General features: G+C 39.0%; 22 protein-coding genes. 15 read left to right on the forward strand and 7 right to left on the reverse strand.

Annotated elements, in window-relative coordinates; translation table 11 throughout:
* The first annotated feature begins 35 nt into the window (after nucleotides 1-35).
* Together E0H81_RS00560 and E0H81_RS00565 are read left to right on the forward strand one after the other, a co-directional pair.
* Entirely contained in the window at nucleotides 36-959 is a 924-nt protein-coding gene (locus E0H81_RS00560) for a CysB family HTH-type transcriptional regulator (protein WP_131315700.1), read from the forward strand.
* Between the two features lie 271 nt (nucleotides 960-1230).
* Nucleotides 1231-2427 (forward strand): OmpP1/FadL family transporter, encoded by a 1197-nt coding sequence (locus tag E0H81_RS00565; protein ID WP_131315702.1) that lies wholly within the window; start codon nucleotides 1231-1233, stop codon nucleotides 2425-2427.
* A gap of 90 nt (nucleotides 2428-2517) precedes the next feature.
* Here E0H81_RS00565 and carO read toward each other — a convergent pair whose 3' ends face one another.
* Nucleotides 2518-3270: an ornithine uptake porin CarO gene (gene carO, locus E0H81_RS00570; RefSeq protein WP_131315704.1), complete on the reverse strand. Its 753-nt coding sequence runs from the start codon at nucleotides 3268-3270 to the stop codon at nucleotides 2518-2520.
* 408 nt (nucleotides 3271-3678) lie between these two features.
* Here carO and dapD point away from each other — a divergent pair, with 408 nt between their 5' ends.
* The 5 genes from dapD (at nucleotide 3679) to E0H81_RS00595 (ending at nucleotide 7216) form a co-directional block, all read left to right on the forward strand.
* The gene (dapD, locus tag E0H81_RS00575; protein ID WP_131268847.1) at nucleotides 3679-4500 is read left to right on the forward strand and encodes a 2,3,4,5-tetrahydropyridine-2,6-dicarboxylate N-succinyltransferase; all 822 of its coding nucleotides are present in this window, start codon (nucleotides 3679-3681) and stop codon (nucleotides 4498-4500) included.
* A 114-nt stretch (nucleotides 4501-4614) separates the two neighbouring features.
* Nucleotides 4615-5325: a 7-carboxy-7-deazaguanine synthase QueE gene (gene queE, locus E0H81_RS00580; protein ID WP_131315706.1), complete on the forward strand. Its 711-nt coding sequence runs from the start codon at nucleotides 4615-4617 to the stop codon at nucleotides 5323-5325.
* 45 nt (nucleotides 5326-5370) lie between these two features.
* A complete protein-coding gene (gene queC, locus E0H81_RS00585) occupies nucleotides 5371-6042 on the forward strand; it encodes a 7-cyano-7-deazaguanine synthase QueC (protein WP_131268843.1) in 672 nt (223 codons plus the stop codon).
* Between the two features lie 14 nt (nucleotides 6043-6056).
* Complete coding sequence (locus E0H81_RS00590; protein ID WP_131315708.1) at nucleotides 6057-6467, forward strand: hypothetical protein; 411 nt, start codon at nucleotides 6057-6059, stop codon at nucleotides 6465-6467.
* 287 nt (nucleotides 6468-6754) lie between these two features.
* The gene (locus tag E0H81_RS00595) at nucleotides 6755-7216 is read left to right on the forward strand and encodes a peroxiredoxin (RefSeq protein ID WP_131315710.1); all 462 of its coding nucleotides are present in this window, start codon (nucleotides 6755-6757) and stop codon (nucleotides 7214-7216) included.
* A 201-nt stretch (nucleotides 7217-7417) separates the two neighbouring features.
* Here E0H81_RS00595 and E0H81_RS00600 read toward each other — a convergent pair whose 3' ends face one another.
* The 3 genes from E0H81_RS00600 to E0H81_RS00610 form a co-directional block, all read right to left on the reverse strand.
* Nucleotides 7418-7981, reverse strand: a complete 564-nt coding sequence (locus E0H81_RS00600) for a YceI family protein (RefSeq protein ID WP_378235449.1) — start codon at nucleotides 7979-7981, stop codon at nucleotides 7418-7420.
* A 406-nt stretch (nucleotides 7982-8387) separates the two neighbouring features.
* Nucleotides 8388-8957, reverse strand: coding sequence for a YceI family protein (locus E0H81_RS00605; RefSeq protein ID WP_131315712.1), 570 nt, complete (start codon nucleotides 8955-8957; stop codon nucleotides 8388-8390).
* A 47-nt stretch (nucleotides 8958-9004) separates the two neighbouring features.
* Entirely contained in the window at nucleotides 9005-9583 is a 579-nt protein-coding gene (locus E0H81_RS00610; RefSeq protein ID WP_131315714.1) for a nicotinate-nicotinamide nucleotide adenylyltransferase, read from the reverse strand.
* Between the two features lie 106 nt (nucleotides 9584-9689).
* On the opposite strand from E0H81_RS00610, the gene E0H81_RS00615 reads away from it, so the two are divergent.
* From E0H81_RS00615 to E0H81_RS00625, 4 genes are all read left to right on the forward strand, one after another.
* Complete coding sequence (locus tag E0H81_RS00615) at nucleotides 9690-10490, forward strand: enoyl-CoA hydratase (protein WP_131268015.1); 801 nt, start codon at nucleotides 9690-9692, stop codon at nucleotides 10488-10490.
* A gap of 121 nt (nucleotides 10491-10611) precedes the next feature.
* Entirely contained in the window at nucleotides 10612-11373 is a 762-nt protein-coding gene (locus E0H81_RS00620) for a nitroreductase family protein (RefSeq protein WP_131268016.1), read from the forward strand.
* An 81-nt stretch (nucleotides 11374-11454) separates the two neighbouring features.
* Nucleotides 11455-11616 (forward strand): hypothetical protein, encoded by a 162-nt coding sequence (locus E0H81_RS15870; RefSeq protein WP_165492566.1) that lies wholly within the window; start codon nucleotides 11455-11457, stop codon nucleotides 11614-11616.
* Nucleotides 11617-11927: 311 nt separating this feature from the next.
* On the forward strand, nucleotides 11928-12968 hold the full coding sequence (locus tag E0H81_RS00625; RefSeq protein WP_131268017.1) for a right-handed parallel beta-helix repeat-containing protein: 1041 nt from the start codon (nucleotides 11928-11930) through the stop codon (nucleotides 12966-12968).
* 317 nt (nucleotides 12969-13285) lie between these two features.
* Here E0H81_RS00625 and E0H81_RS00630 read toward each other — a convergent pair whose 3' ends face one another.
* The gene (locus E0H81_RS00630) at nucleotides 13286-13603 is read right to left on the reverse strand and encodes a YqfO family protein (RefSeq protein WP_131315716.1); all 318 of its coding nucleotides are present in this window, start codon (nucleotides 13601-13603) and stop codon (nucleotides 13286-13288) included.
* Between the two features lie 375 nt (nucleotides 13604-13978).
* Between E0H81_RS00630 and E0H81_RS00635 the strand changes: the two genes are divergently transcribed.
* From E0H81_RS00635 to E0H81_RS00650, 4 genes are all read left to right on the forward strand, one after another.
* Entirely contained in the window at nucleotides 13979-16483 is a 2505-nt protein-coding gene (locus E0H81_RS00635; RefSeq protein WP_131315718.1) for an acyl-CoA dehydrogenase, read from the forward strand.
* Nucleotides 16484-16713: 230 nt separating this feature from the next.
* On the forward strand, nucleotides 16714-17250 hold the full coding sequence (locus tag E0H81_RS00640; protein WP_323052954.1) for a hypothetical protein: 537 nt from the start codon (nucleotides 16714-16716) through the stop codon (nucleotides 17248-17250).
* Between the two features lie 76 nt (nucleotides 17251-17326).
* Entirely contained in the window at nucleotides 17327-17929 is a 603-nt protein-coding gene (locus E0H81_RS00645; protein ID WP_131315720.1) for a hypothetical protein, read from the forward strand.
* A gap of 76 nt (nucleotides 17930-18005) precedes the next feature.
* Nucleotides 18006-18503, forward strand: a complete 498-nt coding sequence (locus E0H81_RS00650; RefSeq protein WP_244926480.1) for a hypothetical protein — start codon at nucleotides 18006-18008, stop codon at nucleotides 18501-18503.
* 320 nt (nucleotides 18504-18823) lie between these two features.
* On the opposite strand, the gene E0H81_RS16305 is transcribed toward E0H81_RS00650, so the two are convergent.
* Together E0H81_RS16305 and purL are read right to left on the reverse strand one after the other, a co-directional pair.
* Nucleotides 18824-18955 carry a KGW motif small protein gene (locus E0H81_RS16305; RefSeq protein WP_266096729.1) on the reverse strand — a complete coding sequence of 44 codons (132 nt, stop codon included), beginning with the start codon at nucleotides 18953-18955 and terminating at the stop codon, nucleotides 18824-18826.
* Nucleotides 18956-19180: 225 nt separating this feature from the next.
* On the reverse strand, nucleotides 19181-23014 hold the full coding sequence (gene purL / locus E0H81_RS00655) for a phosphoribosylformylglycinamidine synthase (RefSeq protein ID WP_131315722.1): 3834 nt from the start codon (nucleotides 23012-23014) through the stop codon (nucleotides 19181-19183).
* Nucleotides 23015-23036: the final 22 nt, after the last annotated feature.

A 23036-nucleotide genomic window follows, 5' to 3' on the forward strand; every position in this document is an offset into this window, starting at 1 on the left:
AAAAAGCCCCATCCCCTTTTAAGGTATACAGAATCATGAATTTTCAACAATTAAGAATTATTCGAGAAACCGTTAGACAAAACTTTAATTTAACTGAAGCTTCAGCAGCACTTTACACATCCCAATCGGGTGTGAGTAAACACATTAAAGATCTAGAAGATGAACTGGGTGTACAACTGTTTATCCGTAAAGGGAAACGTTTATTGGGTTTAACTGAGCCGGGTCAATCTTTGCTGGGTATTGTTGAACGCATGCTGGTCGATGCAGACAACATTAAACGTCTGGCAGATGACTTTAACCGCGTCGATGAAGGCACGCTCACGATTGCAACCACCCATACTCAAGCGCGTTATGTATTGCCGCCGATTGTAAATCAATTTAAAAAAGAATTTCCAAAAGTACATCTGATTTTGCAACAGGCAAGTCCGGTTGAAATTACTGAAATGCTACTTCAAGGTGAAGCCGATATCGGTATTGCAACCGAGTCTTTAACCACTGAAGACAACCTTGCGAGTGTGCCTTTTTATACTTGGCAACACAGTATTATTACGCCACAAAATCATCCACTGGCCAGCAAAACTGATATTAGTTTAGAAGATTTGTCGCAATATCCGCTGATTACTTATCACGGCGGCTTCACCGGTCGTTCAAAAATTGACAAAGCTTTTGAAGAGGCAGGAATTGATGTCGATATCGTGATGTCAGCGCTTGATGCTGATGTCATCAAGACCTATGTTGAACTGAATATGGGCGTCGGTATTGTCAATAATGTCGCTTATGACGCAGAACGTGACTACCGTCTAAAACAGATTCCAACCGATATTTTTGGCGTGAACACCACCTGGATTGCGGTACGTAAAGGCCATTTATTACGTGGCTACGGTTATGAGTTTGTTTCACTCTGCTCACCAGAAGCGGATATCAAGGCATTAAAAAGAGTCGCCTACCCCGAAGATTAAAAATCACATAAATATTTAAATCAGGGATATCAGAATATCCCTTTTTTTTAATTTTAATTAACTGATCTTATTATTTTACTTATCAGTAATATAAGATATTTTACCTGTTCAAGAATTAAAGTATAAATAATCTTAAAATTAGGCTTGCCCATTCTAAATAAAACAGCATAAAGTACTCACGCTGAATAAAAAAAATTCAATTACATGCTGTGTCATCAGGTTTTACACACAAAATATATAAGCGAAGTGATTATTTAATTTGGGGTTATTTATGAAAGCTAAGGCATTTGGCATAAGTGTGTGCATTTTTTTGCCTACCCAAGTATTTTCCGCAGCACTTGAAACTTCAAACCAGAGCATTGCTATATTTTTACAACCAAAGAATTACGCTGAATTTTCAACTGTATTTGTTGATGCCAATATCTCGGGAAATACTTACCGGCCTGAAGCCAATAATCCATCGACCTATACAGAAAGCTCTACCCAAGATTTTGTTAATCCCTTTTATCTGTCCAACGCGGCCTTAAAATTACAACTCGATCCCCATTGGTCCGCAGGCCTAATTTATGAGCAGCCTTTTGCTACAGATATCGGTTATACACTCAATCCCGTTGCCAGCAGTCCGGATGATTTAGTCAACGCTATACGTTTTAAATTGAATACAGACAATCTCACAGCTCTTGTTGGCTACCAGCCAAACCAGTCTTGGAACATCTATACAGGCTTAAGTTATCAAAGCTTAAAAACACATTTGAAAATTTCAGGTCAATCCATGGGTTTACTGGTCGATTACACCGGGGATCTAAAGAAAGATTCCGCGAGTGGTTGGCTTACAGGTGTCAGCTATCAACGGCCTGAATATGCCCTTCAAAGCTCACTGACTTACCGCTCTAAAATCCGACATACGCAACACTTTCAGGAACAAATCAGCACAGTTCCCGCCATCCCTTTACTCAATTTAGCATCCAGCCAGAATACGACCATAGAAACTCCTCAATCTGTTAACCTTGAGTTTCAAACAGGCATAACAGCCAATCATTTAATCTATGGTTCATTGCGTTGGGTTAATTGGCAAAATTTTAAAATTACTTCACCCTTGATCAGTTCAGATAGTGATACGCCGGTCGCTTTAGTGGATTATCAGACAGATCAGTGGAGTACGACTTTAGGCCTGGCCCATGTATTTAATGACAAATTCACCTCTACGTTAGATATAGGACTCGATTCGGGTAGTGGTAATCCAGCTTCTACCTTAAGCCCTTCAGATGGTTTTTATAGTATTGGTGCAGGTGGTTTTTATAATATTGACACTCATTTATTTATTGCCGGTGGCATAAAATACTTAAAATTTAATAAAGCAAAAATTCAGCAAGATCAAAATGGTTCAGGCAGTTTATTTGGGCCTTTATCCTCAGTTAACAATAATGATGCTTTCGTTTACGGGATGAAAGTAGGTTATCGCTTTTAAATAAGTGCTTAATTTGCAAAATCTAATATTTCATCCTCTAAAACAAAAAAACGAGCCGAGGCTCGTTTTTTAAAGAATGATAACTTTCAATTACCAGTGATAGCTTACACCTACTTTAGCTACTGGTAACCAAGCGAATTTATCATCATTTGCTATTTCTTCCGCTTCTTTATCTACTGCGTCTTGAGCTGATACAGTATTACCTGATACTGGAACTAAATTATTTTGTGTTAAGTTAACATCTGGGTTGCCTGTATAGTAAGCACCGACTTCACCAAACACGCCCCAGTTCTTATTGATTTTTGGTGCAAAGCCCAATCCTACGTAAGGAGCAATGTCATTTTCGTAAGACATTTGACCACGTACATTTCCTTCTTGACCAGTAACACCTAATTGATAGTTATTTCCATCAATGCTTAAGGTTTCACCGTTGCCAATACGTTTTTGTAAATCATATTGATTGTCAAGATAACCTACACCTGCAGCCATATATAAGCCTTGTGCCCAACGGTTTTCACTAGCACCCCAAGGACGAATCTCTGCATTTAAATAAGCTAGTTTATTATCCATGTCTAGATCATATTTAGTACCATTCACAGACACATCATCAGTCCATGAAATTTCACCCCCATTATAACCCAGAGCTAAACCTACATATGGGTTTGCAGTCCAAAGCAATGCACCACCATAACCCGTTGTACCTACTTCAGCACGAACGCCTGTCGGAAGAAGTTGATTGCGATCAAATGCATAACCATCCTGTACTACTGCGTCGTCAGCCATCGCTGTTCCAGCAATAGCAGTCAGTACAGCTGCTGCTAAAATCGTACTTAAAGTTTTCATCGTGTCTCTCCTCAAAAGGGGTTATTTCATCATTAATGTTTTTTTCGTGTTTAAACTATAAAATATAAAGAGCGGAGGTTTTATTCGAAATTTGCGTGGTTTTTGTTAAATTTTGATACAAATACTCTTTATCGTTGATAAATAGTAATTATTTTATAGGAATTTTTATATTATTTGCCTAAACAGATCTATCTAACTTAATAAGATATTGCCTTATTCACTGTATTGTTTGCGTTGTGTTAACGCACTAATGCTTTACAAAAGTCTTGAATAGATTGCTCACATTTTGTTTAGCAGCATCATTCCTATCTCTTTAATAATTAATTCCGATCTAAAGTCACTTTTTCATCTATTTTTGTCTCAATATAGTGTAAAATCTTGGAAAATTTTTTTTGGAAATGGAAGATCATGTCTCAGCTTTCAACAATCATTGAACAGGCTTTTGAAGACCGTGCAAATTTCACAGCGGCTGATTGCCCTGCTGAAGTTCGCAGTGCTGTAGAAGAAGCTATTGCTGGCTTAGATAACGGCTCACTTCGTGTAGCTGAAAAAATTGATGGTGAGTGGATTGTTCACCAATGGCTTAAAAAAGCAGTTTTGTTATCTTTTAAATTAAATGACAATAAGCCTATTGAGTCATGTGACCTTCGTTTCTATGACAAAGTAGATACTAAATTTAAAGGTTGGACTGAAGAACAGTTTAAAGCTGCTGGCGTACGTGTTGTACCGCCTGCTGTGGCTCGTAAAGGTTCTTTCCAGGCTAAAAATGTTGTATTGATGCCGTCTTATGTGAACATTGGTGCATATGTTGACGAAGGCACAATGGTTGACACTTGGGCAACTGTGGGTTCATGTGCGCAAATTGGTAAAAACGTACACTTGTCTGGCGGTGTAGGTATTGGTGGTGTTCTTGAACCATTACAAGCAAACCCAACCATTATTGAAGACAACTGCTTCATCGGTGCACGTTCTGAAATCGTTGAAGGCGTGATCGTTGAAGAAGGTTCTGTGATTTCAATGGGCGTATTCATTGGCCAATCGACTAAAATCTTTGACCGTGCAACTGGCGAAATCCATTACGGCCGTGTACCTGCAGGTTCAGTCGTTGTTTCTGGTAGCCTTCCATCTAAAGATGGTACTTGCAACCTGTATGCGGCAATTATCGTGAAAAAAGTTGATGCGAAAACTCGTGCTAAAACCAGCTTGAACGATTTATTACGCGAAGACTAATATGTCTTAAGTCTGTTGCGGAACTTTAATCGTTCCTCGTCTCTACGGTCAGACATGATCGTAGAGATTTTTGTTTTTGTACTCTCATGTTTTTTGGTGTGGTAATTTTTTGTTATGAATACTCTTCGATCTTCCGCTATTCCTGTTTCTGATCCGTCTGCGGGTTTACGCATCACGGAGATTTTCTATTCATTACAAGGTGAAGCCAATGCTGCAGGTTTACCGACGGTTTTTATCCGTTTAACCGGTTGTCCTTTACGCTGTACCTATTGTGATACCACCTATTCTTTTGAAGGTGGTGAACGCCAATCACTAGACGACATTATTAAAACAACACTCGATTTTAAAACACCCTATATTTGCGTGACAGGTGGTGAGCCGCTTGCTCAGCCCAATGCACTGCCTTTGATGCAACGTTTAACCGATCTTGGCTGTGAAGTATCGCTAGAGACCAGTGGTGCTTTAGATGTGTCTAAAGTAGACCCTCGCGTTTCTAAAGTTTTAGATTTAAAAACCCCAACTTCTGGTGAATCTGCACGAAATTTGCTTAGTAATCTTGATCATTTAACTTTGTATGACCAAATCAAGTTTGTGATTTGTAATCGTGAAGACTATGAATGGTCGAAACAACAAGTTGAACAGTACCAACTTACCGACAAAGTCAGCACCGTGTGGTTCTCTCCTGCATTTGCAGTTGAAAAAGGTGTAGTTCGCTTGCCTCAACTTGCGCGTGATTTAGCACAATGGATTTTAGAAGACCATCTCCCTGTTCGTTTCCAGTTACAATTGCATAAATTGCTCTGGAACGACGAAACTGGTCGTTAATTTATTTCTGTTTTTGAATACCTATATTTGTTTGGAGATTTGAATATGCGCTCTCGTGCCATAGTTTTGTTATCTGGCGGCTTAGACTCAACAACTTGTTTGGCTTGGGCGCAAGCACGTTATGAATGTATTGCCATCAGTTTTATGTATGGTCAACGTTCTACCACTGAACTTGATGCTGCTACAGCATTAACACAGCGTGCTGGAGTAGAACATCGCGTCATTAATATCGATTTAGGCAACCTCGGTGGCTCTGCGTTAACCGACCACAGCATTGATGTACCAGAACATGAACAAGAAGGTATTCCTGTAACTTATGTTCCAGCACGTAACACAATATTTCTGTCTTACGCGCTCGCTGCAGCGGAAGTTTTTGGTGCAGAAGCCATTGTCATTGGAATTAATGCCGTTGATTATTCAGGATATCCTGACTGTCGACCTGAATTTATTGATGCTTTTGAACGCATGGCTCGCCTTGCAACCAAGGTGGGTGTGGAAGGTAAACCTCTTAAATTTGAAACACCTTTGTTACATTTATCCAAAGCAAATATCATTCGCTTAGGTATAGAACATGGCGTAGACTACAGTCAAACGGTGTCTTGCTACCAAGCAGACGACCAAGGACGTGCTTGTGGCAAATGTGATAGCTGCCGTTTACGTAAACAGGGTTTTGCTGACGCAGGTATTGCAGATCCAACACGTTATATACCGTCATAACAGGGTAACAGTACATGAAAAATTTGAAATCAAACATTCTTCTTTCTACATTAGTTTCAGCTGTAGCATTGATGACAACTGCTTCAAATGCTGCAGAAACAAACAAGCTCCAAGAAGCTTATAAAAGCACTAATGTAAAATCTGCTTTAATTAATGTTTGTAAAAATGAAACAGGTAAAAGCAAAAAATTATCATCTGCAGAAGTAAGTAAATATTGTACTTGTGCAGTTGAAGCTGACGGTAAATTAACCAATGCTCAAAAATGGGAAATCCAAAGTACCATCAACCAGAAGAAAAGCCCTGCAACTCTAGCTTTTGTTCAAAAACAAAATAAAGATCTTCAGGCTTGTTTTGGTCCACAACTTACAGGCAAGCTTAAAAGCTTAACTGAAGAAGCAATGAAATCTGCTCAAGCTAAAAAATAAGCTGACTTGGATTGAATAAAAGCCTGCATATGCAGGCTTTTTTATATCTGGGTAATGTATACACCATCCATGAAAAACCAGCACCCCTCTTTAAAATTTTAGTTTCTTAAATTCTTTTCAAAGACAGCTATTCGCTTTTAAGAATCAAAAAATTCAGTATTTCATGGAAGATATGTTGCCATTTAAATCACCAATTGCTGTACCTAACGGTGATATTCTATATCATGAAATTATGCCTTTTTAGCACTCGAATGAGATCGCAATTCAATTTAATCAAGGATTAAAGCATGACAGAAAGTATTCAATTGCCAAACCAGACCTTTATGACCACGACGGGTGAAGTTAACTTGTCGACACTTCCATCAGAATGGCTGATTGTGTATTTTTATCCGAAGGATTCAACCCCCGGTTGTACCACGCAAGCGATTGGCTTTTCTTGTTTGAAAGATCAATTTGATGCTTTAAATACCACAATTCTGGGTATTTCACGCGACTCGGTTAAAGCACACCAAAACTTCACCGAAAAGCAGAATCTGACCATTAATCTCATCAGTGATAAAGAAGAAATATTGTGTAATCTCTTTGATGTGATTAAAGAAAAGAATATGTATGGCAAACAAGTGATGGGCATTGAACGCTCAACCTTTATTTTCCATAATGACCAGTTAGTCAAAGAATACCGTAAGGTGAAAGCTGCAGGTCATGCAGAACAAGTAATAGAAGACTTAAAAGCCTTGCAGGCAGCTTGATAACCCTGTTACTGGATTTATTTATAAGAGCCCAAAAAATTTGGGCTTTTATTTTGCTTCTTTTTAAGGTCTTTTATACAATCAAAATTCTTGTATTTATTTTGCCCTTAAATTTTTAAATGTACGTAAGAATAAGCGTACAGTACCGATACCCATCAAGAAGACGGGGGAAAAATTTGTTAAACACTGGTCATTATATTCTTAGTTAGCTGCACATTGGCCAGAAAGCTCAAGATTCACTTTCTCCCCCACGCCGCCAATCCCTTTTCTCATACCAAAATCACTACGGTTAATTACCGCAGAAGCTTGGACATCGAGCAAGTTACCATTAGACAGATTGGGTTTGAACGTCGTTACAAAAGTCACGGGCTTGGTCACACCACGCAAGGTTAAATGTCCCAAAACATTAAATTTACCATTTCCTAAGTCTTTAAATTGGGTACTTTTGAATCTTACCGTCTTGTATTTTTCTGCATAAAATAAGTCTTCACCCAAAATCATATGTTTCAGCAAGGGTTTATTAAAGCTCAAACTGTCGACATCCATGACCAGATGGGTCGATGCATTTTGCGGTGCTTTCATATCAAATTCCATGCTGGACTGAACTTGATTAAATTTGGCTTTGACCACCGTAAGTCCCATCGACCTGATCTCAAAACCAACATTACTTTGGGGCGTTAAAATCCATGATTGGGCAAAGGACGGGCTGCTTACCGCTAAACCCATTGCTACGATAATAAGTCCATTTTTTATTGTTGTTTTCAAATTTAAATCCACCTTTTTTTTGATTGCTTGTTGATCGGATTTAGACACACGGTCCAATCTTAGATTAAATTTGTTTTAAGTTTTCGAATTTTCATTTTAGTTATTTTTATACCAGTTTATTGAAGTTTTTGTAAAACCATTAATGACTAATGGACAAAATATTCGACCTAAGTTCTGAGTAACCATTGGCTTGATATCGCATTTTTAGTTAATATAATTTTGATTTTCAAAAATTTTAACTTTAAAAAATGACTATTTATTTTAAGTTTAGTAATACGTTTAAAACTCATCTGTCGCCTAAAAATGTAGTCGCGTATATCGCTAAGAAAATAAAAACGATGCTATAAGACTATAAAAATTTGGAAATCTAAAAAACACTTTAAGCCGTTTTTTTAAAAGATGTGAACTATCGTTTTCGCCATTGTCCATCTACCTCAATATTTACTTGCTCCCCTATACCCTCGAATGCTTTCTTCATACCAAAATCACTGCGATTTACCACTGCTTTAGATTCAACATCCAACAGTTGTGGATTTGCTGTATTGGGTTTTAAAACCGTATCAAGAGTTACCGGCTGGGTCACACCGCGCAAGGTCAAATCACCTTTTATACTGTAGTGATGATTGTCTAAAGCGATAAATTCATGACTCTTAAAAGTCGCAGTGGGATATTTTTCTACATAAAATAAATCCTCTCCCATAATCATATTTTTCAGTGAAGGTTTGCTCAAGCTCACGCTGTTTAGGTCCATGACAAACTGGGCTGAGGCATTTTGTGGGAGCGCGGGATCAAAAGTCATACTAGACTGAACCTGCTCAAACTTGCCTTTTACGATAGAAAAACTCATCGACTTCACCTTGAATCCCACATAAGTTTGTGGAGTAAGCGTCCATTCCTGGGCATTTACATGCGCAACAATATTCAAATTGATTACAGTGGCAATAAAGACACTTTTCAACGTGGTTTGGATACTCATCTTATCCACTCCGGGGTCGCTGCAATTGCTTACTCCAACTTAAAAGCTTACTCAGATTCTTCGAGATTGGTTTTATCTTGTGTCAGGTATTTGTGCTGTAATTGTTGATAAGTAGACGTGTTCTGAAATTTTTGTAGAAAGTCACTGGTTCCCCATGGAAAAGCAGATTCGATAATTTCGCCACGATAATAAGCTTCACGCAGCGGAGTCGCTGAAATCGCGCCTTTTAGGCTTTCAAGCTCAACCATCTCCCATTCGGGAAAAAGCTGCAGATAGTATGAAGATTCATCCTTAAAATGACCAATTAAGCCGACTTTAGCTTCTGGCTCTATCACTTCTGACACCAGGGATTGCACCAGTTTTTGCCATTTTTCATCGTCATACACATCAACAACATGAACAAACTTAATTCGCTTTTGGTCTGCTGCTGAAAAGTTGGACAAAATCATCTGTTCACGCTCAGAAGCACTAAACGGATTTTTAATATTGCGTTCATTTTGTGCAGAACCGAGTGCCAAAATCACATTCTGACTTTGCTCTAAAGCAATTTTAATCGTTTGCATATGTGCCAGATGAAAAGGCTGAAATCGACCAATGAAAACCAGATAATCAAATGTATAGTTCATAACAGATCAAATTTTTTTATGACTCGTGAGTTGTGCCGCCCAAATAAATATGCGACATAATAAACGCCATAAAATCAAATTAAGTATTTAAAGCAAGGATAGTACGATGACACTGAGCTGTATTCAACAACCTCATGAACATTTGGATGCGAATTTAGAAAATGGCGTACTGACCTTAGCCATTAACCGACCAAAAGCAAAAAATGCATTATATGGCGAATTATACCTCTGGATTGCCAAAGCTTTGGATGAAGCTGATCAAAATAAAGATGTCCGTGTAGTGATTTTACGTGGTGCTGACGCTGACTTCAGCGCGGGTAACGATATGCAGGACTTCATGAAGTTTATTCAAACACCGCTTGCAGGCAAAGCTGGGGATGCACCTCCATTTGTAGTTTTAAAATCTGCGGCAAAATTTTCCAAGCCTTTAATTGCAGCGGTTCGTGGGGTGGCTATTGGTATTGGGGTGACGCTTTTACTTCATGCTGACCTTGTCTATAGTGATCACACTGCCCTGTTCCAGATTCCGTTTGTAAGCCTTGGTCTTTCTCCAGAAGGTGCTTCGAGCAAGCTTCTTATTCAACAAGCAGGTTACCATAAAGCGGCTGAGCTGCTGTTTACTGCACAGAAATTTAACAGTGAAAAAGCCTTAAGTGCAGGTTTGGTCAATAGCATTGAAGAAGATGTGTATGCGACTGCACTTAAACAGGCACAGACTTTAGCTGCACTTCCGCTTGCTTCAATCAAGCAAACCAAAGCTTTAATGAAACATAACTTGCAAGAAATTTTAGACTGTGTAGATCATGAAGCTGAAATTTTTATGAAGCGTGTATCTTCACCTGAAATGGCCGAAGCGGTGGCTGCATTTATGCAAAAGCGCAAGCCGGATTTTGCTCAGTTTAATTAATTCTTTATCTTTTAATTTCCAGACCACTGAGTCATTCACTTGGCTTAGTGGTTTTAAAATTTCTCAGCTTTTAAAATTTTTAAACTTTTAAAATTTAATCTTCCACAAAATCGAGCCATTTATGACGAACCAAGCCAAAACTGAAAAGAAACGTTACTTTGAACCTGCTCCGCAGGATATCGATGTCGAAAACTTTAAGAAAGTTCTCACAAGCCGTCGCTCTGTACGTAAATTTACTGATAAAGCCATTCCTGCAGATATTTTGGATGACTGTTTAGATCTGGCTTTGCTTGCACCAAACTCATCCAATTTGCAGCCTTGGACATTTTATGTGGTGCAATCGACTGATCAGAAAAAGCAGTTGGTAAAAGCATGTTTAGGTCAATTGGCTGCCAAAACCGCAGCTGAACTGATTATTTGTGTCGCCCGTACTGACCGTATTGATGAAATGGCGAAAAAGAACATTAGTGATTTTCCTTTTCCTGAAGCACCAAAAGCAGTGAAGCAATACTACCGTTTCATTCCTTACAACTATAAAACTGGTTACTTCAATGCTGTAGGTCACTTTAAGAAAGTGGCTTTCAAAGTTGCACGTACATTAGATAAGCAATTGCCCGTTACTGCGTTCAACCCTGCTGATGCCAAACTTTGGGCATGTAAAACCACAGCATTGGCTTGTGAAAATCTGGTTTTGGCTTTGCGTGCTTATGGTTTTGACAGCTGTATGATGGAAGGTTTTGATGAACCTATGGTTCGTGAAATTCTAAAATTAAATGATGAGCAATATCCGGTCATGGTAATTGGTGCAGGTGAACGGGCTAAAGACGGCGTGTTCTTCCCGCAGTACCGTTTCGAGCGCGAGTTGTTTATTCAGAAGGTATGATGATTAATATTTAGAAAATTTAAATATCTAAATCTGATACGCGTAACAACGACATGGATGTCGCCTGTTAGGCAAAGGTTCATGGATGAATCATCTGCATATAAAAATTTAAAATCCAATGATAAAACAGGTACTGTAACGATTGTTTATGATCCAAGTACAAAACAGCCTGTGGAAATAGGGATTTTCACATATAAAACTAATTGGGATTACAGAAAACTACAGGCAATGATTTTAATTTAAAAACAAGGCAAGGTATTTCAGATATTTTTTTTCGTGCACTGATTATTATAGTATTCCACAAGCAATTACTAACCGTATTAGCCTATTTGAAATAGTTAAATGAAAAGCAAATAAAAGAATATAAGAATGTAATTTGGGATACAAGCGTTAAAGAATTTAATACAAAAGATAATGATAATGCAGCCACTCAAGATGCTGTTAGAAATTATAGTCTTTCAACTATTAACATTATCAAGAAAGTATTTACTAGCTACCCTCCATATATAATAAAAGGTGTTCCACCATCATTACCTTATAAATAGGATTAATACATGAATAATAAATTTATCATTTCAATGATATTAGTATTTTCTATATTTAGTCATGAAAAAACTTATGCAAAAAGAGAAATTTATATCGAATATAAACCTCAACAATGTGGAAGCGTTGTCTTTAACGGCACTAAAATGCCTAAATATTGTATGACCCGTGATTATATTGCACCCCAAATTAAAAAGCCAAATGACTTGCAATGGTCATTGCGGATGCTGGTTAGTGGGGGGCATCCTGGGTCATTACCAAATCCCGGAGATACAATTCATTTTAAAAATCAGTTTATAGATTTTCAAGGACATATTTGGGATTATTCACAACAAAAAAATGCCCCATTAGGCTTTACACACGAAAATAATTACGTTATTCATAATGCTATTTTTTTTAATACTTATGTTATTATTGGAGGATATTTCCCCCCTGATTTTAAAACTCAGCAACAAAGTAATGTGACCACAGACGTTTCAAAAACAGAATTTATTTATGCAAAAAAAGATCATTATGGTAAAACTTCACTTTCAAATGTTACTCTCATTAATTCAAAAATATATGGGAACCTAAGATTTGCCTCTTGGGATGGGCTTATCAAAAACAATACAATATTTAATAATTTTACAGCTAATCAATTAAATGGATCTAAAGCAATACTTAAAAATAATACTTTTTATAGTAATGCTGTTCAAATCAAAACTAAGTCTGATATATCCATTAATTCTAAAAATAAAACCGCAGATTATACTAATGATATTATTGATGAAGATTCAATTTCTGCTGTATTGCATGTGAAATTTTCCCCTGACACTATTATTGATGGTAATACATTTAACTTAAATCATATAAATGACGCAAAATATGCGATTATACTAGATCACTCCCCTCGCGTCCGCATTACGAATAATACTTTTAATGGTTTTAAAGTTCCTATTCTGATGGATCAGTGGAGTTCTATTGTTGATGAAAAAGGTAATGTCATTAACCCTGATAAATTTGCAGGCAATGTCACGATGAATAGAAAAGGTGAAATTGTAGCTGTGAAATAATCTAAATCAATTCATAAAGTTTAATTCTATCCTGCTAGGAAATCCTGTAATGGGGATTAGAGCAGTTGACGGCTTGCTCTTCCCGCAATATCGTTTGAGCACGATTTGTTTATTCAGAAAATTTGATTTCTCTCAAACTAACTCAAGAAAGATATTTGATACGCGAAGAGGCCACCCGCAACTGTCTGAGACAAGACTACAAAAGTTTGTAAGTTTCAGCGAGTGCTTAAATCAACTGATGAAATTTGACGAGTTTCGTTGAACCAAAGATTAAAGTATTCATTCAAAGTGCAACAGTAAAACTCAATCGTGTTAACTCAGTATTCAACTCCCACCATCTGAATAAACTCAAAAGCCGGCTCTTCATAAGGATGGCTTGCCTTTAAAGCCCTTCCCACATCAGATGCTTTATCTTCCGGTACAATAGTTTCTACCCGCCATTCAGTGACCTGTTCCAATTCCCCAACATCACCAATAAATGGGTCAGCTCCTTTTATCGGCTTAAACTGCCCTGTGCCTAATACTTGCCATGCACAGTGCTCATAATTGCCTATACCACCTGCACCCGCTTCGAAAATGGCTTGTTTGGTGGATTCAAGATGGGATTCTGGAACGTAATAAATCAGTTTAAGCATGCGATAGACAAACAGAATAAAGATAGGATTATATTAATCCTTAAAACCAAATTAATCTCTCTGATATTTCATTGCTTCATATTGGAATGACAACAAGCCAAATCATTTTTAAATACAAGCGCCTATTACTTTTCGTGACATTTCTCTGACAGTTTAAGCTTTTACATCGATCAAAAAACAAACTACCTTAAAAAATAATACTTAATTTAATAATTTCGGGTTCGAAATTTTTATTTCTATCTCGGTCATGACAACAATATTTTCATTACACCAATAGTCTTTCCAATTAAACAGTCCAACATGATGTTCAGGTATTCCATATACCGTTTACTGTTTCTCTGACTTTCATCTGGTGTAAGCAACTGGAGAAAATCAATGCTATTCATCATCAGTCTGCTTATTCAATTTTTTACCGTATGGGCCGTTTTCTTTTTTGGGCTCAGCCGTAATACCGGTGCGATCACCACCATTATTGTGGCAATCGCTACTGCATTTATCAGTCCATGGTCGCTGATTTTTGGTATTCCACTCATTCTGATCAGTTTAGTTGTGATGATTGAAGCTTTAAGGATGGCATTGATTACCAAGCCTGCCTATAAGGCGCTGGCAAATGCCATGCCGACAATGAGCGTCACCGAACGTGAAGCCTTGGATGCAGGCACCAGCTGGTGGGAAAAAGACCTGTTTATGGGGGCACCGGACTGGTCCAAGTTTGAAAGCTATCCTTATCCTACTCTTTCGGCAGAAGAACAATCATTTCTGGATAATGAAGTAGAACATTTATGCTCCATGCTGAATGACTGGGAGATCCATCATCACCTTAAAGACTTGCCGCCTGAAGCCTGGAGCTATATTCGGGAAAATGGTTTTTTAGGCCTGATTATTCCCAAGGAATATGGCGGTCGTGCTTTTAGTTCATTTGCCCAAAGCCGGATTATGAGCAAGATTGCTTCGCGCTCGTTAACGGCTGCGGTGAGCTGTATGGTGCCTAACTCTTTAGGTCCCGGTGAGTTATTGCTGCATTACGGAACTGAAGAACAAAAAAACCGTTATTTACCGGGTTTGGCCAAAGGTGAAGAAATTCCCTGTTTTGGTCTCACTAGCCCAGAAGCCGGTTCAGATGCAGGGGCAATTCCGGATACGGGTGTGGTGTGTTATGGCGAGTTTGAAGGTCAGCAAATACTTGGCTTACGCATGCACTTTTCCAAACGCTGGATTACCCTCGCCCCAATTGCAACCGTGATTGGTTTGGCATTTAAGCTATATGACCCTGATGGGCTATTGGGTGATAAAACCAAAATTGAATATGGCATTACCTGTGCGCTGATTCCTGCCAGCCATGAAGGTGTCAAAGTGGGTGCACGACATAATCCCGGCTCGCCTTTTATGAACGGAACTGTGGATGGTAAAGATGTCTTTATTCCATTGGACTGGATTATTGGCGGATCTAAAAATATTGGTAAAGGCTGGCGTATGCTGATGGAATGTCTGGCGGTCGGTCGCGGCATTTCCCTTCCTGCACTTTCGACGGCAGCAAGTGAAATGACCTATTTAACCGTGGGAGCTTTTGCCAAAATTCGTCAGCAATTTAAAATTTCCGTGGGTAAATTCGAAGGTGTACAGGAAGCCACCAGTGATATAGCCAGTGACACCTACATGCTGGAAGCTTTTCGTTATTTGGTGACCTGTGGCCTGAATCTAGGGGGTAAACCTGCAGTGATGACTGCAATGGCCAAATACTATGCCACTGAAACCATGCGCCGCGTGGTCAATCATGGCATGGATGTGGTCGGTGGTCGTGCCGTGCAAATGGGGCCACGTAACTTTTTAGCTCTCGCCTATCAGGCTATTCCTGTCTCCATTACGGTTGAAGGTGCCAATATTCTCAGTCGTTCACTCATGATTTTTGGTCAGGGTTCTATGCGTTGCCATCCTTATCTGTTTGAGGAATTACAACTGCTGCAAGCCAAGGATAAAGAGACTGCCCTGACCACTTTTAACGAAATGCTGTTTAACCACTTAGGCTATACCTTTAACCGTACTGCACGTGCATTTGCTTATGGCTATATCGGTGGCTCTTCAGATGCACCCAAAAGTGCGGATGAATTTACCCTGCCCTATTACAAGATTATTAACCGTTTAAGTACTGACTTTGCCCTGACTGCCGATATGTGTTTGGGTCTGCTTGCAGGTGACATTAAACGTAAAGAGATGCTGTCTGGTCGTTTAGCCGATATTCATGCCAACCTGTTTATGAGTACCGCTATTCTTAAATATTATGAACATGGCAAAAAAACTGAGGCGGAACAGGTTCATGCAAAACTGGCACTAGAAAAATCACTGTTTAATGCTCAAGAAGCCTTTTATGGTTTGTTTGCTAACTTCCCCGTCGGTATTGCGGCTGGCTTAGTCAAGTTTATCTGTTTCCCACTTGGTCGCCCTGTTCACAAACCAAGTGATGCCTTAAAACGACAAGCTGGCGAGATCATTATGCAGGACAATGCTTTCCGCGATGAATTGAAAAAGCATGTATTCTATAACACTGATGCAGATGATGTGACGGGTCGCATGGAATCGACTTTTAACATGTTGCTTGAGTTAGAACCGCTGTGGGACAAGTTCAAAAAAGCTGAATCGAAAGGGCAATTTAAAGGTTTAACTTTTGATGAACGTCTTGCAGATGCGGTAGAGATAGGTTTTGTAACTCAAGAGGAAGCAGCAAGTCTTCTCACCTACAATGTCAAACGCTACGACAGTATGCTGACTGACGTTTTTGATTCTGAACTTGATCAAGCGCTGGAACTGGAAAATCCTTATAATGATGAGGAAGAATCTGCGCCAATGCCTGACCCAAAACAGCAGGAACCGTTATCTCCATAAAAATTTCAGCAATAAAAACGGCTGTTTGCAGCCGTTTTTTATAAGTTAATTAAAAATAAATTCAAATATATTTCTAATGCATAAGCTCTTTTATTGAATTTAATTCTAAATATAAAAAAATTGGGTACAGCTTATTTTCTTGAACTTTAAAGGGGCGGTATAGCAAAATGAAAAAATTAATACTTTTAATAAGCTTAACGACTAGTCTAGTCCTATCAGGATGCTCATCTATGATGAAAAATAGTATTAGTTATTCTATACATTATGATTCGGGAAAATTTGTCTATAAAAATAACTGGCTATTGTGCGGTAATTTTTATGATAGCGATGGAAATATGCTTGTAAAAAGAAAAACTAAATATTTAACTACAGATAGCTCTTGCAAAGTCGAGCCAGAAGGTTATGTCCCTCCACAAATTATTATTGAATATGCTCCGTGGTTAACTTATAAAGAGCAGATAAAAAAAGGATATGGCGTTCCTGAAGAACTACGTTATGGTGGTGGCGAAGAGGCAGCAAAAAAAAGACTAGCCATAATGGCAGCACAACAGGAAGGTGTAGCAAAAATTCCAACCGCTGCATGGAAACGGATTGTACTCACTCCTCTTAAAGATATAGAAAAGTATAAGTACCAAGTTCCTGAAGGGAAAGGCAACCGAAGCCGAGGTAAAAATATCCATTACATCATTTCCCTTAACCCCGATGGTAGTTACAGCATAGAAACCAAATTGTACTGGGTGCAAAAATATCAATTAAAATGGAATTAATACTTTATTTGAAATGGATCAAAGCTAATTATGGGACAATATTAATATTTAAACCTGCAAGTGAAGTTAAAGAAAAATGAAAATAAAATTAATAACAATAAGCAGTTTATTTATTTTAAATGGCTGTCAAGTAACCGCACCTATCATGAAAAACAGTATTAGCTTTGAAATGGATAATAAATATTGGCCGGTCCATAGCATAGTTTACAAAAACAATTGGCCTGAATGTAGAAACTTAGCAGGAACACCAGATACGATAAAAAAGCAAAGATATATTACAACTTATAGTAGCTGTAAGGTATCTCCTGAGGGTTATGCCCCTCCACAAATTATTATTGAATATGCGCCTTGGTTAACGTATGAAGAGCAGATAAAAAAAGGATATGGCGTTCCTGAAGAACTACGTTATGGTGGTGGCGAAGAGGCAGCAAAAAAAAGACTAGCCTTAATGGCAGCACAACAGGAAGGTGTAGCAAAAATCCCAACCGCTGCATGGAAACAGATTGTACTCACTCCTCTTAAAGATATAGAAAAATACAAGTACCAAGTCCCTGAAGGCAAAGGCAATCGTAGTCGGGGTAAAAATATCCATTACCTCATTTCCCTTAATCCCGATGGTAGCTACAGCATAGAAACCAAATTGTACTGGGTGCAGAAATATCAAAGATATTGGAATTGATACTTTATTTGAAATGGATCAAAGCTAATTATGGGACAATATTAATATTTAAACCTGCAAGTGAAGTTAAAGAAAAATGAAAATAAAATTAATAATAATGAGCAGTTTATTTATTCTAACTGGTTGCCAAGTAACAGCACCAATCATGAAAAACAGTATTAGCTTTGAAATGGATAATAAATATTGGCCGGTCCATAGCATAGTTTACAAAAACAATTGGCCTGAATGTGGCAACTTATCAGGAACACCAGATGCGATAAAAAAGCAAAGATATATTACAACTTATAGTAGCTGTAAGGTATCTCCCGAGGATTATGCCCCTCCACAAATTATTATTGAATATGCACCTTGGTTAACGTATGAAGAGCAGCAAAAAATTCCTGAGCTTAAAGGGAAAAAAGTTATCATTACTGGTGATAGAGTAACCCCTTATGGGATTACAAAAGATGCATTTATAGGTAAGGATGAAAATGCACTTAAATACAATACAACCATTCTTAAGAAAAATATTGAATCTGCTATCGACAAACTCTCTCTTACTGCCTGGAAACGGATTGTACTTACCCCCCCCTAAAGAAGTAGAAAAATATAAGTACCAAGTTCCTGAAGGGAAAGGCAACGCTCGTCGTGGCAAGGAAATTCATTATATGATTTCATTAAAACCTGATGGTAGTTACAGCATAGAAACCAGATTGTACTGGGTGCAAAAATATCAATTAAACTGGAATTAATATTTTATTTAGAATATCAAATCACATGACTAGCGATATGGACGTCGCATGTTTGGTAGGGATACAAGGACATATCCTCTACCAAACAAAGCATTTTTATCTTGCGGACTCAAAATATCAACACAAAAAAAACCACCTCACGGTGGCTTTTTAAATCTAGAAATTAAGAACTTTGAAGCAAATAGCTGCCGATCAAGAACAATGTTTGCAGCCCAACGACTGCCATAAAAAACATCCAACCTTTCTTACGTAAATTCGCTTTATCAACAGTTGTATATGTCACAGTTTTTAGCATTGTGTCACCTCACTTAGAGATTCAATCCTGAACTTATATTTAGTGAACCATCTTTCCTCTATATTGCATCATCATTGTGCATAAAACACACAAATACTCTTTCACTGCAATATAAAAGCAAAATCCAAACCAAGTCCAGTGAGAGAAAAGAAATTAAATAAAATTAAAAATATATACAAAATAAAAAAGCCACCCGAAGGTGGCTTTTTTCAAAACACTTCAGAATTAACCAATGAACTTACGTGCGTTGCGGAACATGCGTAACCATGCACCATCTTCAGTCCATTCTTCAGGTTTCCAAGAATGCTGAACTGCACGGAAGTTACGTTCAGGGTGCGGCATCATAATTGTTGCACGACCGTCGATAGACGTTACCCCAGTAATCGCTTCTGGTGAACCATTCGGGTTCAATGGATATTGTTGTGTAGGGTTACCGAAACTATCTACATAACGCAAGCTAACTTGGTTGCCTGCATTTAACGCGGCAATCTTGTCTTCACTTGCAACCACACGACCTTCACCATGCGCAACCGCGATTGGTAAAATCGAACCTTCCATACCGTCTAACAAAATCGAGTGAGACTTTTCAACACGGACGTTAACAGCACGCGCTTCAAAAACTTCTGAAGTGTTGCTGTGGAAACGTGGCCAAGCATCAGCACCTGGAATCAGTGGAGCCAATTGAGACAACATTTGACAACCGTTACAGATCCCTAGAGAGAAGGTTTCTTGACGATTGAAGAATTTCTCGAACTGGTCACGAAGTTTCGGGTTAAATAACACCGATTTCGCCCAACCACCGCCTGCGCCCATTACGTCACCGTAAGAGAAACCGCCACACGCCACTAAACCTTCAAAATCATCTAGGTCAATACGGCCTGCAAGCAAATCACTCATGTGAACGTCCACAGTGTTAAAGCCCACTTTATCAAATGCAGCAGCCATTTCCACATGACCGTTTACACCTTGTTCGCGTAAAATAACCATGTTTGGACGGCGTAAATTGATATACGGCGCTTCCACAGATTCATTCAAATCAAATGTCGGTAATGCGATTAAGCCTTTGTGTTCTTTATTGGCAATCAAGCTATATTCTTGATCTGCTGTTTCTACGTTGTCACGTAAGCGTTGAATTTGATGTGATACTTCAGTCCATGCTTGTTGTAATTCAACACGGTCAAAATTCAAACTATTTACAGTCAAAGCATCAGTGCTATTCACTGTGCCCACTACTGTAATTGCATCTTTCAAGCTAGATGTTGCAACTTCAGCTTCTAGTGCAGTCCAATCCGCTTTTGAAATTTGCAATACTGCACCAATTTCTTCTGCAAATAAGCTTGCTGTAGATTGATCTTCTAATGCTACGCCTAAACGTGAAGCGAACATCATTTCTGCAACAGTTGCCAATAAACCGCCATCACCGATGTCATGGTAAGCCTGAATTAAGCCACGGTTGTTCCAATCTTGCACCAATGCAAAGAAGGCTTTGAAGTCATCAAAGCTATCTACATCTGGTGTGATTGAGCCAATCGCTTTGTACACTTGCGCTAAAATTGAACCACCTAAACGGAATTGACCTTTAGATAAGTCAATACGTACAAGTACAGACTCTAGGTTTTTAAGTTCAGGGGTTAATGTTTTGCGAACATCAGTTACGGGTGCAAATGCTGTAATTACACCTGTCATTGGTGACGTTACAGATTTGTCGATGCCTTCGTCATTCCACGTGGTACGCATTGACAATGAGTCTTTACCCACTGGAATTGCAATACCTAACGCAGGACACATTTCCATACCGATGGCTTTTACGCCTTCAAATAGGGCTTGGTCTTCGCCTTGTTGACCCGCTGCTGCCATCCAGTTTGCAGACAATTTAATGTCACTAATCTGGTCAATTTTGGCACACATAATATTAGAAATAGACTCTGCAACCGACAAACGTGCAGATGCCGCTGGATTTAACAATGCCACTGGTGGACGTTCGCCCATTGCCATTGCTTCACCCGTGTAACCCACTAAGCTGGTCGTTGTAACTGCAGCATCCGCTACAGGCACTTGCCAAGGGCCAACCATTTGGTCACGTGCAACCATACCTGTAATTGAACGGTCACCAATGGTGATGAGGAATGACTTAGATGCAACGGTTGGATTTTTAAGAACACGGTAAATTGCATCTTTCAAATCTGTTACAGATTCAGCTGTAAAATCATCGCCTTGACGTTCAATTGTTTCATATGAACGGCTCATACGCGGTGTGCCACCAAGCATCACTTGCATTGGCATATCCACAGCTTTGTTTTCAAACAATGGATCTTCAACGGTTAAGTGACGTGCTTCAGTCGCCTCACCCAATACCGCAAACGGACAACGTTCACGTGCACAGATCGATTCAAATAACTCTAAAGAACTTGGACGAATTGCCAATACATAACGTTCTTGCGCTTCGTTTGACCAGATTTCCATTGGAGACATACCTGACTCTAATGATGGAATCTTACGAAGATCTAGTACTGCACCTAACTCATGGTCATTCACAAGTTCAGGCATGGCATTCGATACACCGCCCGCACCGACGTCATGTACAGACACGATTGGGTTGTAATCTTCCATACGCCAGCAAGTATCAATCACTTCTTGGCAACGGCGTTCCATTTCTGGGTTTTCACGTTGTACAGATGCGAAATCCAGGTTTTCACCCAATTTACCGCTGTCTACAGAAGATGCTGCACCACCGCCTAAGCCGATCAGCATTGCAGGACCACCCAGCACGATCAATAAGTCGCCCGGTTGAATTGGATCTTTTTCTACATGGTCAGGACGGATGTTACCGTAACCACCAGCAATCATAATTGGCTTGTGAAAACCTTTTACATCACCATTTACATTTTGTTCGAACGTACGGAAGTAACCATTTAACGCAGGACGACCAAATTCGTTATTAAATGCAGCACCACCTAAAGGACCATCAATCATGATCTGGAGTGGAGACGCCATACGCGATGGTTTGCCGTAGTTTTCTTCCCAAGGTTGTTCAAACCCAGGAATATTCAAGTTAGATACGGTGAAGCCGGTTAAACCCGCTTTTGGTTTACCGCCACGACCTGTTGCGCCTTCGTCACGAATTTCACCACCTGAACCCGTCGCAGCACCTGCAAATGGTGCAATCGCTGTTGGATGGTTGTGGGTTTCCACTTTCATGAGGATATGAGCAGCTTGGCTCTTATATTTATAAACGTGGTGACCGTTTTCATCCGGTTTTGGATAGAAACGTTGTGTGTCATAACCCACGATTACAGAGGCATTGTCTTTATAGGCTGACAATACATCTGCAGGAGATTCTTTATAAGTGTTCTTGATCATCTGGAACAATGACAATGGTTGTTTTTCACCATCAATGGTCCATTCTGAACCGAAGATTTTATGACGGCAATGCTCAGAGTTTGCTTGAGCAAACATCATCAACTCGATGTCATGTGGGTTACGACCCATCTTGGTAAATGCTGCAGTTAAGTAGTCGATTTCTTCATCAGACAATGCAAAACCAAATTCAGAGTTGGCTTTAACCAGTGCTTCTTTACCTTGACCTAAAATATCAATGCTATTTAAAGGTTTTGGTTCAGTCTCGTTAAATAAAGCAGCGGCATCCTCAATTTGATTGAAAACGCTTTCAGTCATGCGGTCATGCAATGCCAGTTTTACTTCATTGGATATTTCAGAAATACCCTTTAAAGTAAACAAAACACCGCGTTCAAGGCGGTGTATCGGGGTATTACAATTGGCAAAAATATCAGTCGCTTTAGAAGACCACGGAGAGATTGTCCCCAAACGCGGTGTTACAAGAATTTGAATTTCATCACTTGCCGCTTGGCGAACTTCAAAAGACGCACCGTCATTTAACAGTTGTAATGCAGATTGATGCTGCTGCTCGTTGAGCGCTTGATCAAACAGATAAATCCATTGACTTTCAATTGATTGAACAGAACTCATTGACGCTAAACGGTTTAAGAGTTGAGTTTTCTTAAAAGAAGAGTGTGCTGGTGCACCGGCCACGATAAACATGCTGATTTTGGCTCCACGGGCA

This window comes from Acinetobacter terrestris, assembly GCF_004331155.1.
In the GTDB taxonomy this organism is placed as follows: domain Bacteria; phylum Pseudomonadota; class Gammaproteobacteria; order Pseudomonadales; family Moraxellaceae; genus Acinetobacter; species Acinetobacter terrestris.

Coding starts and splice junctions, on each gene's coding strand:
- E0H81_RS00560 (WP_131315700.1), top strand. CDS start 36: ATGAATTTTCAACAATTAAGAATTATTCGAGAAACCGTTAGACAAAAC.
- E0H81_RS00565 (WP_131315702.1), top strand. CDS start 1,231: ATGAAAGCTAAGGCATTTGGCATAAGTGTGTGCATTTTTTTGCCTACC.
- carO (WP_131315704.1), bottom strand. CDS start 3,270: ATGAAAACTTTAAGTACGATTTTAGCAGCAGCTGTACTGACTGCTATT.
- dapD (WP_131268847.1), top strand. CDS start 3,679: ATGTCTCAGCTTTCAACAATCATTGAACAGGCTTTTGAAGACCGTGCA.
- queE (WP_131315706.1), top strand. CDS start 4,615: ATGAATACTCTTCGATCTTCCGCTATTCCTGTTTCTGATCCGTCTGCG.
- queC (WP_131268843.1), top strand. CDS start 5,371: ATGCGCTCTCGTGCCATAGTTTTGTTATCTGGCGGCTTAGACTCAACA.
- E0H81_RS00590 (WP_131315708.1), top strand. CDS start 6,057: ATGAAAAATTTGAAATCAAACATTCTTCTTTCTACATTAGTTTCAGCT.
- E0H81_RS00595 (WP_131315710.1), top strand. CDS start 6,755: ATGACAGAAAGTATTCAATTGCCAAACCAGACCTTTATGACCACGACG.
- E0H81_RS00605 (WP_131315712.1), bottom strand. CDS start 8,957: ATGAGTATCCAAACCACGTTGAAAAGTGTCTTTATTGCCACTGTAATC.
- E0H81_RS00610 (WP_131315714.1), bottom strand. CDS start 9,583: ATGAACTATACATTTGATTATCTGGTTTTCATTGGTCGATTTCAGCCT.
- E0H81_RS00615 (WP_131268015.1), top strand. CDS start 9,690: ATGACACTGAGCTGTATTCAACAACCTCATGAACATTTGGATGCGAAT.
- E0H81_RS00620 (WP_131268016.1), top strand. CDS start 10,612: ATGACGAACCAAGCCAAAACTGAAAAGAAACGTTACTTTGAACCTGCT.
- E0H81_RS15870 (WP_165492566.1), top strand. CDS start 11,455: ATGGATGAATCATCTGCATATAAAAATTTAAAATCCAATGATAAAACA.
- E0H81_RS00625 (WP_131268017.1), top strand. CDS start 11,928: ATGAATAATAAATTTATCATTTCAATGATATTAGTATTTTCTATATTT.
- E0H81_RS00630 (WP_131315716.1), bottom strand. CDS start 13,603: ATGCTTAAACTGATTTATTACGTTCCAGAATCCCATCTTGAATCCACC.
- E0H81_RS00635 (WP_131315718.1), top strand. CDS start 13,979: ATGCTATTCATCATCAGTCTGCTTATTCAATTTTTTACCGTATGGGCC.
- E0H81_RS00640 (WP_323052954.1), top strand. CDS start 16,714: ATGATGAAAAATAGTATTAGTTATTCTATACATTATGATTCGGGAAAA.
- E0H81_RS00645 (WP_131315720.1), top strand. CDS start 17,327: ATGAAAATAAAATTAATAACAATAAGCAGTTTATTTATTTTAAATGGC.
- E0H81_RS00650 (WP_244926480.1), top strand. CDS start 18,006: ATGAAAATAAAATTAATAATAATGAGCAGTTTATTTATTCTAACTGGT.
- E0H81_RS16305 (WP_266096729.1), bottom strand. CDS start 18,955: ATGCTAAAAACTGTGACATATACAACTGTTGATAAAGCGAATTTACGT.
- purL (WP_131315722.1), bottom strand. CDS start 23,014: ATGTTTATCGTGGCCGGTGCACCAGCACACTCTTCTTTTAAGAAAACT.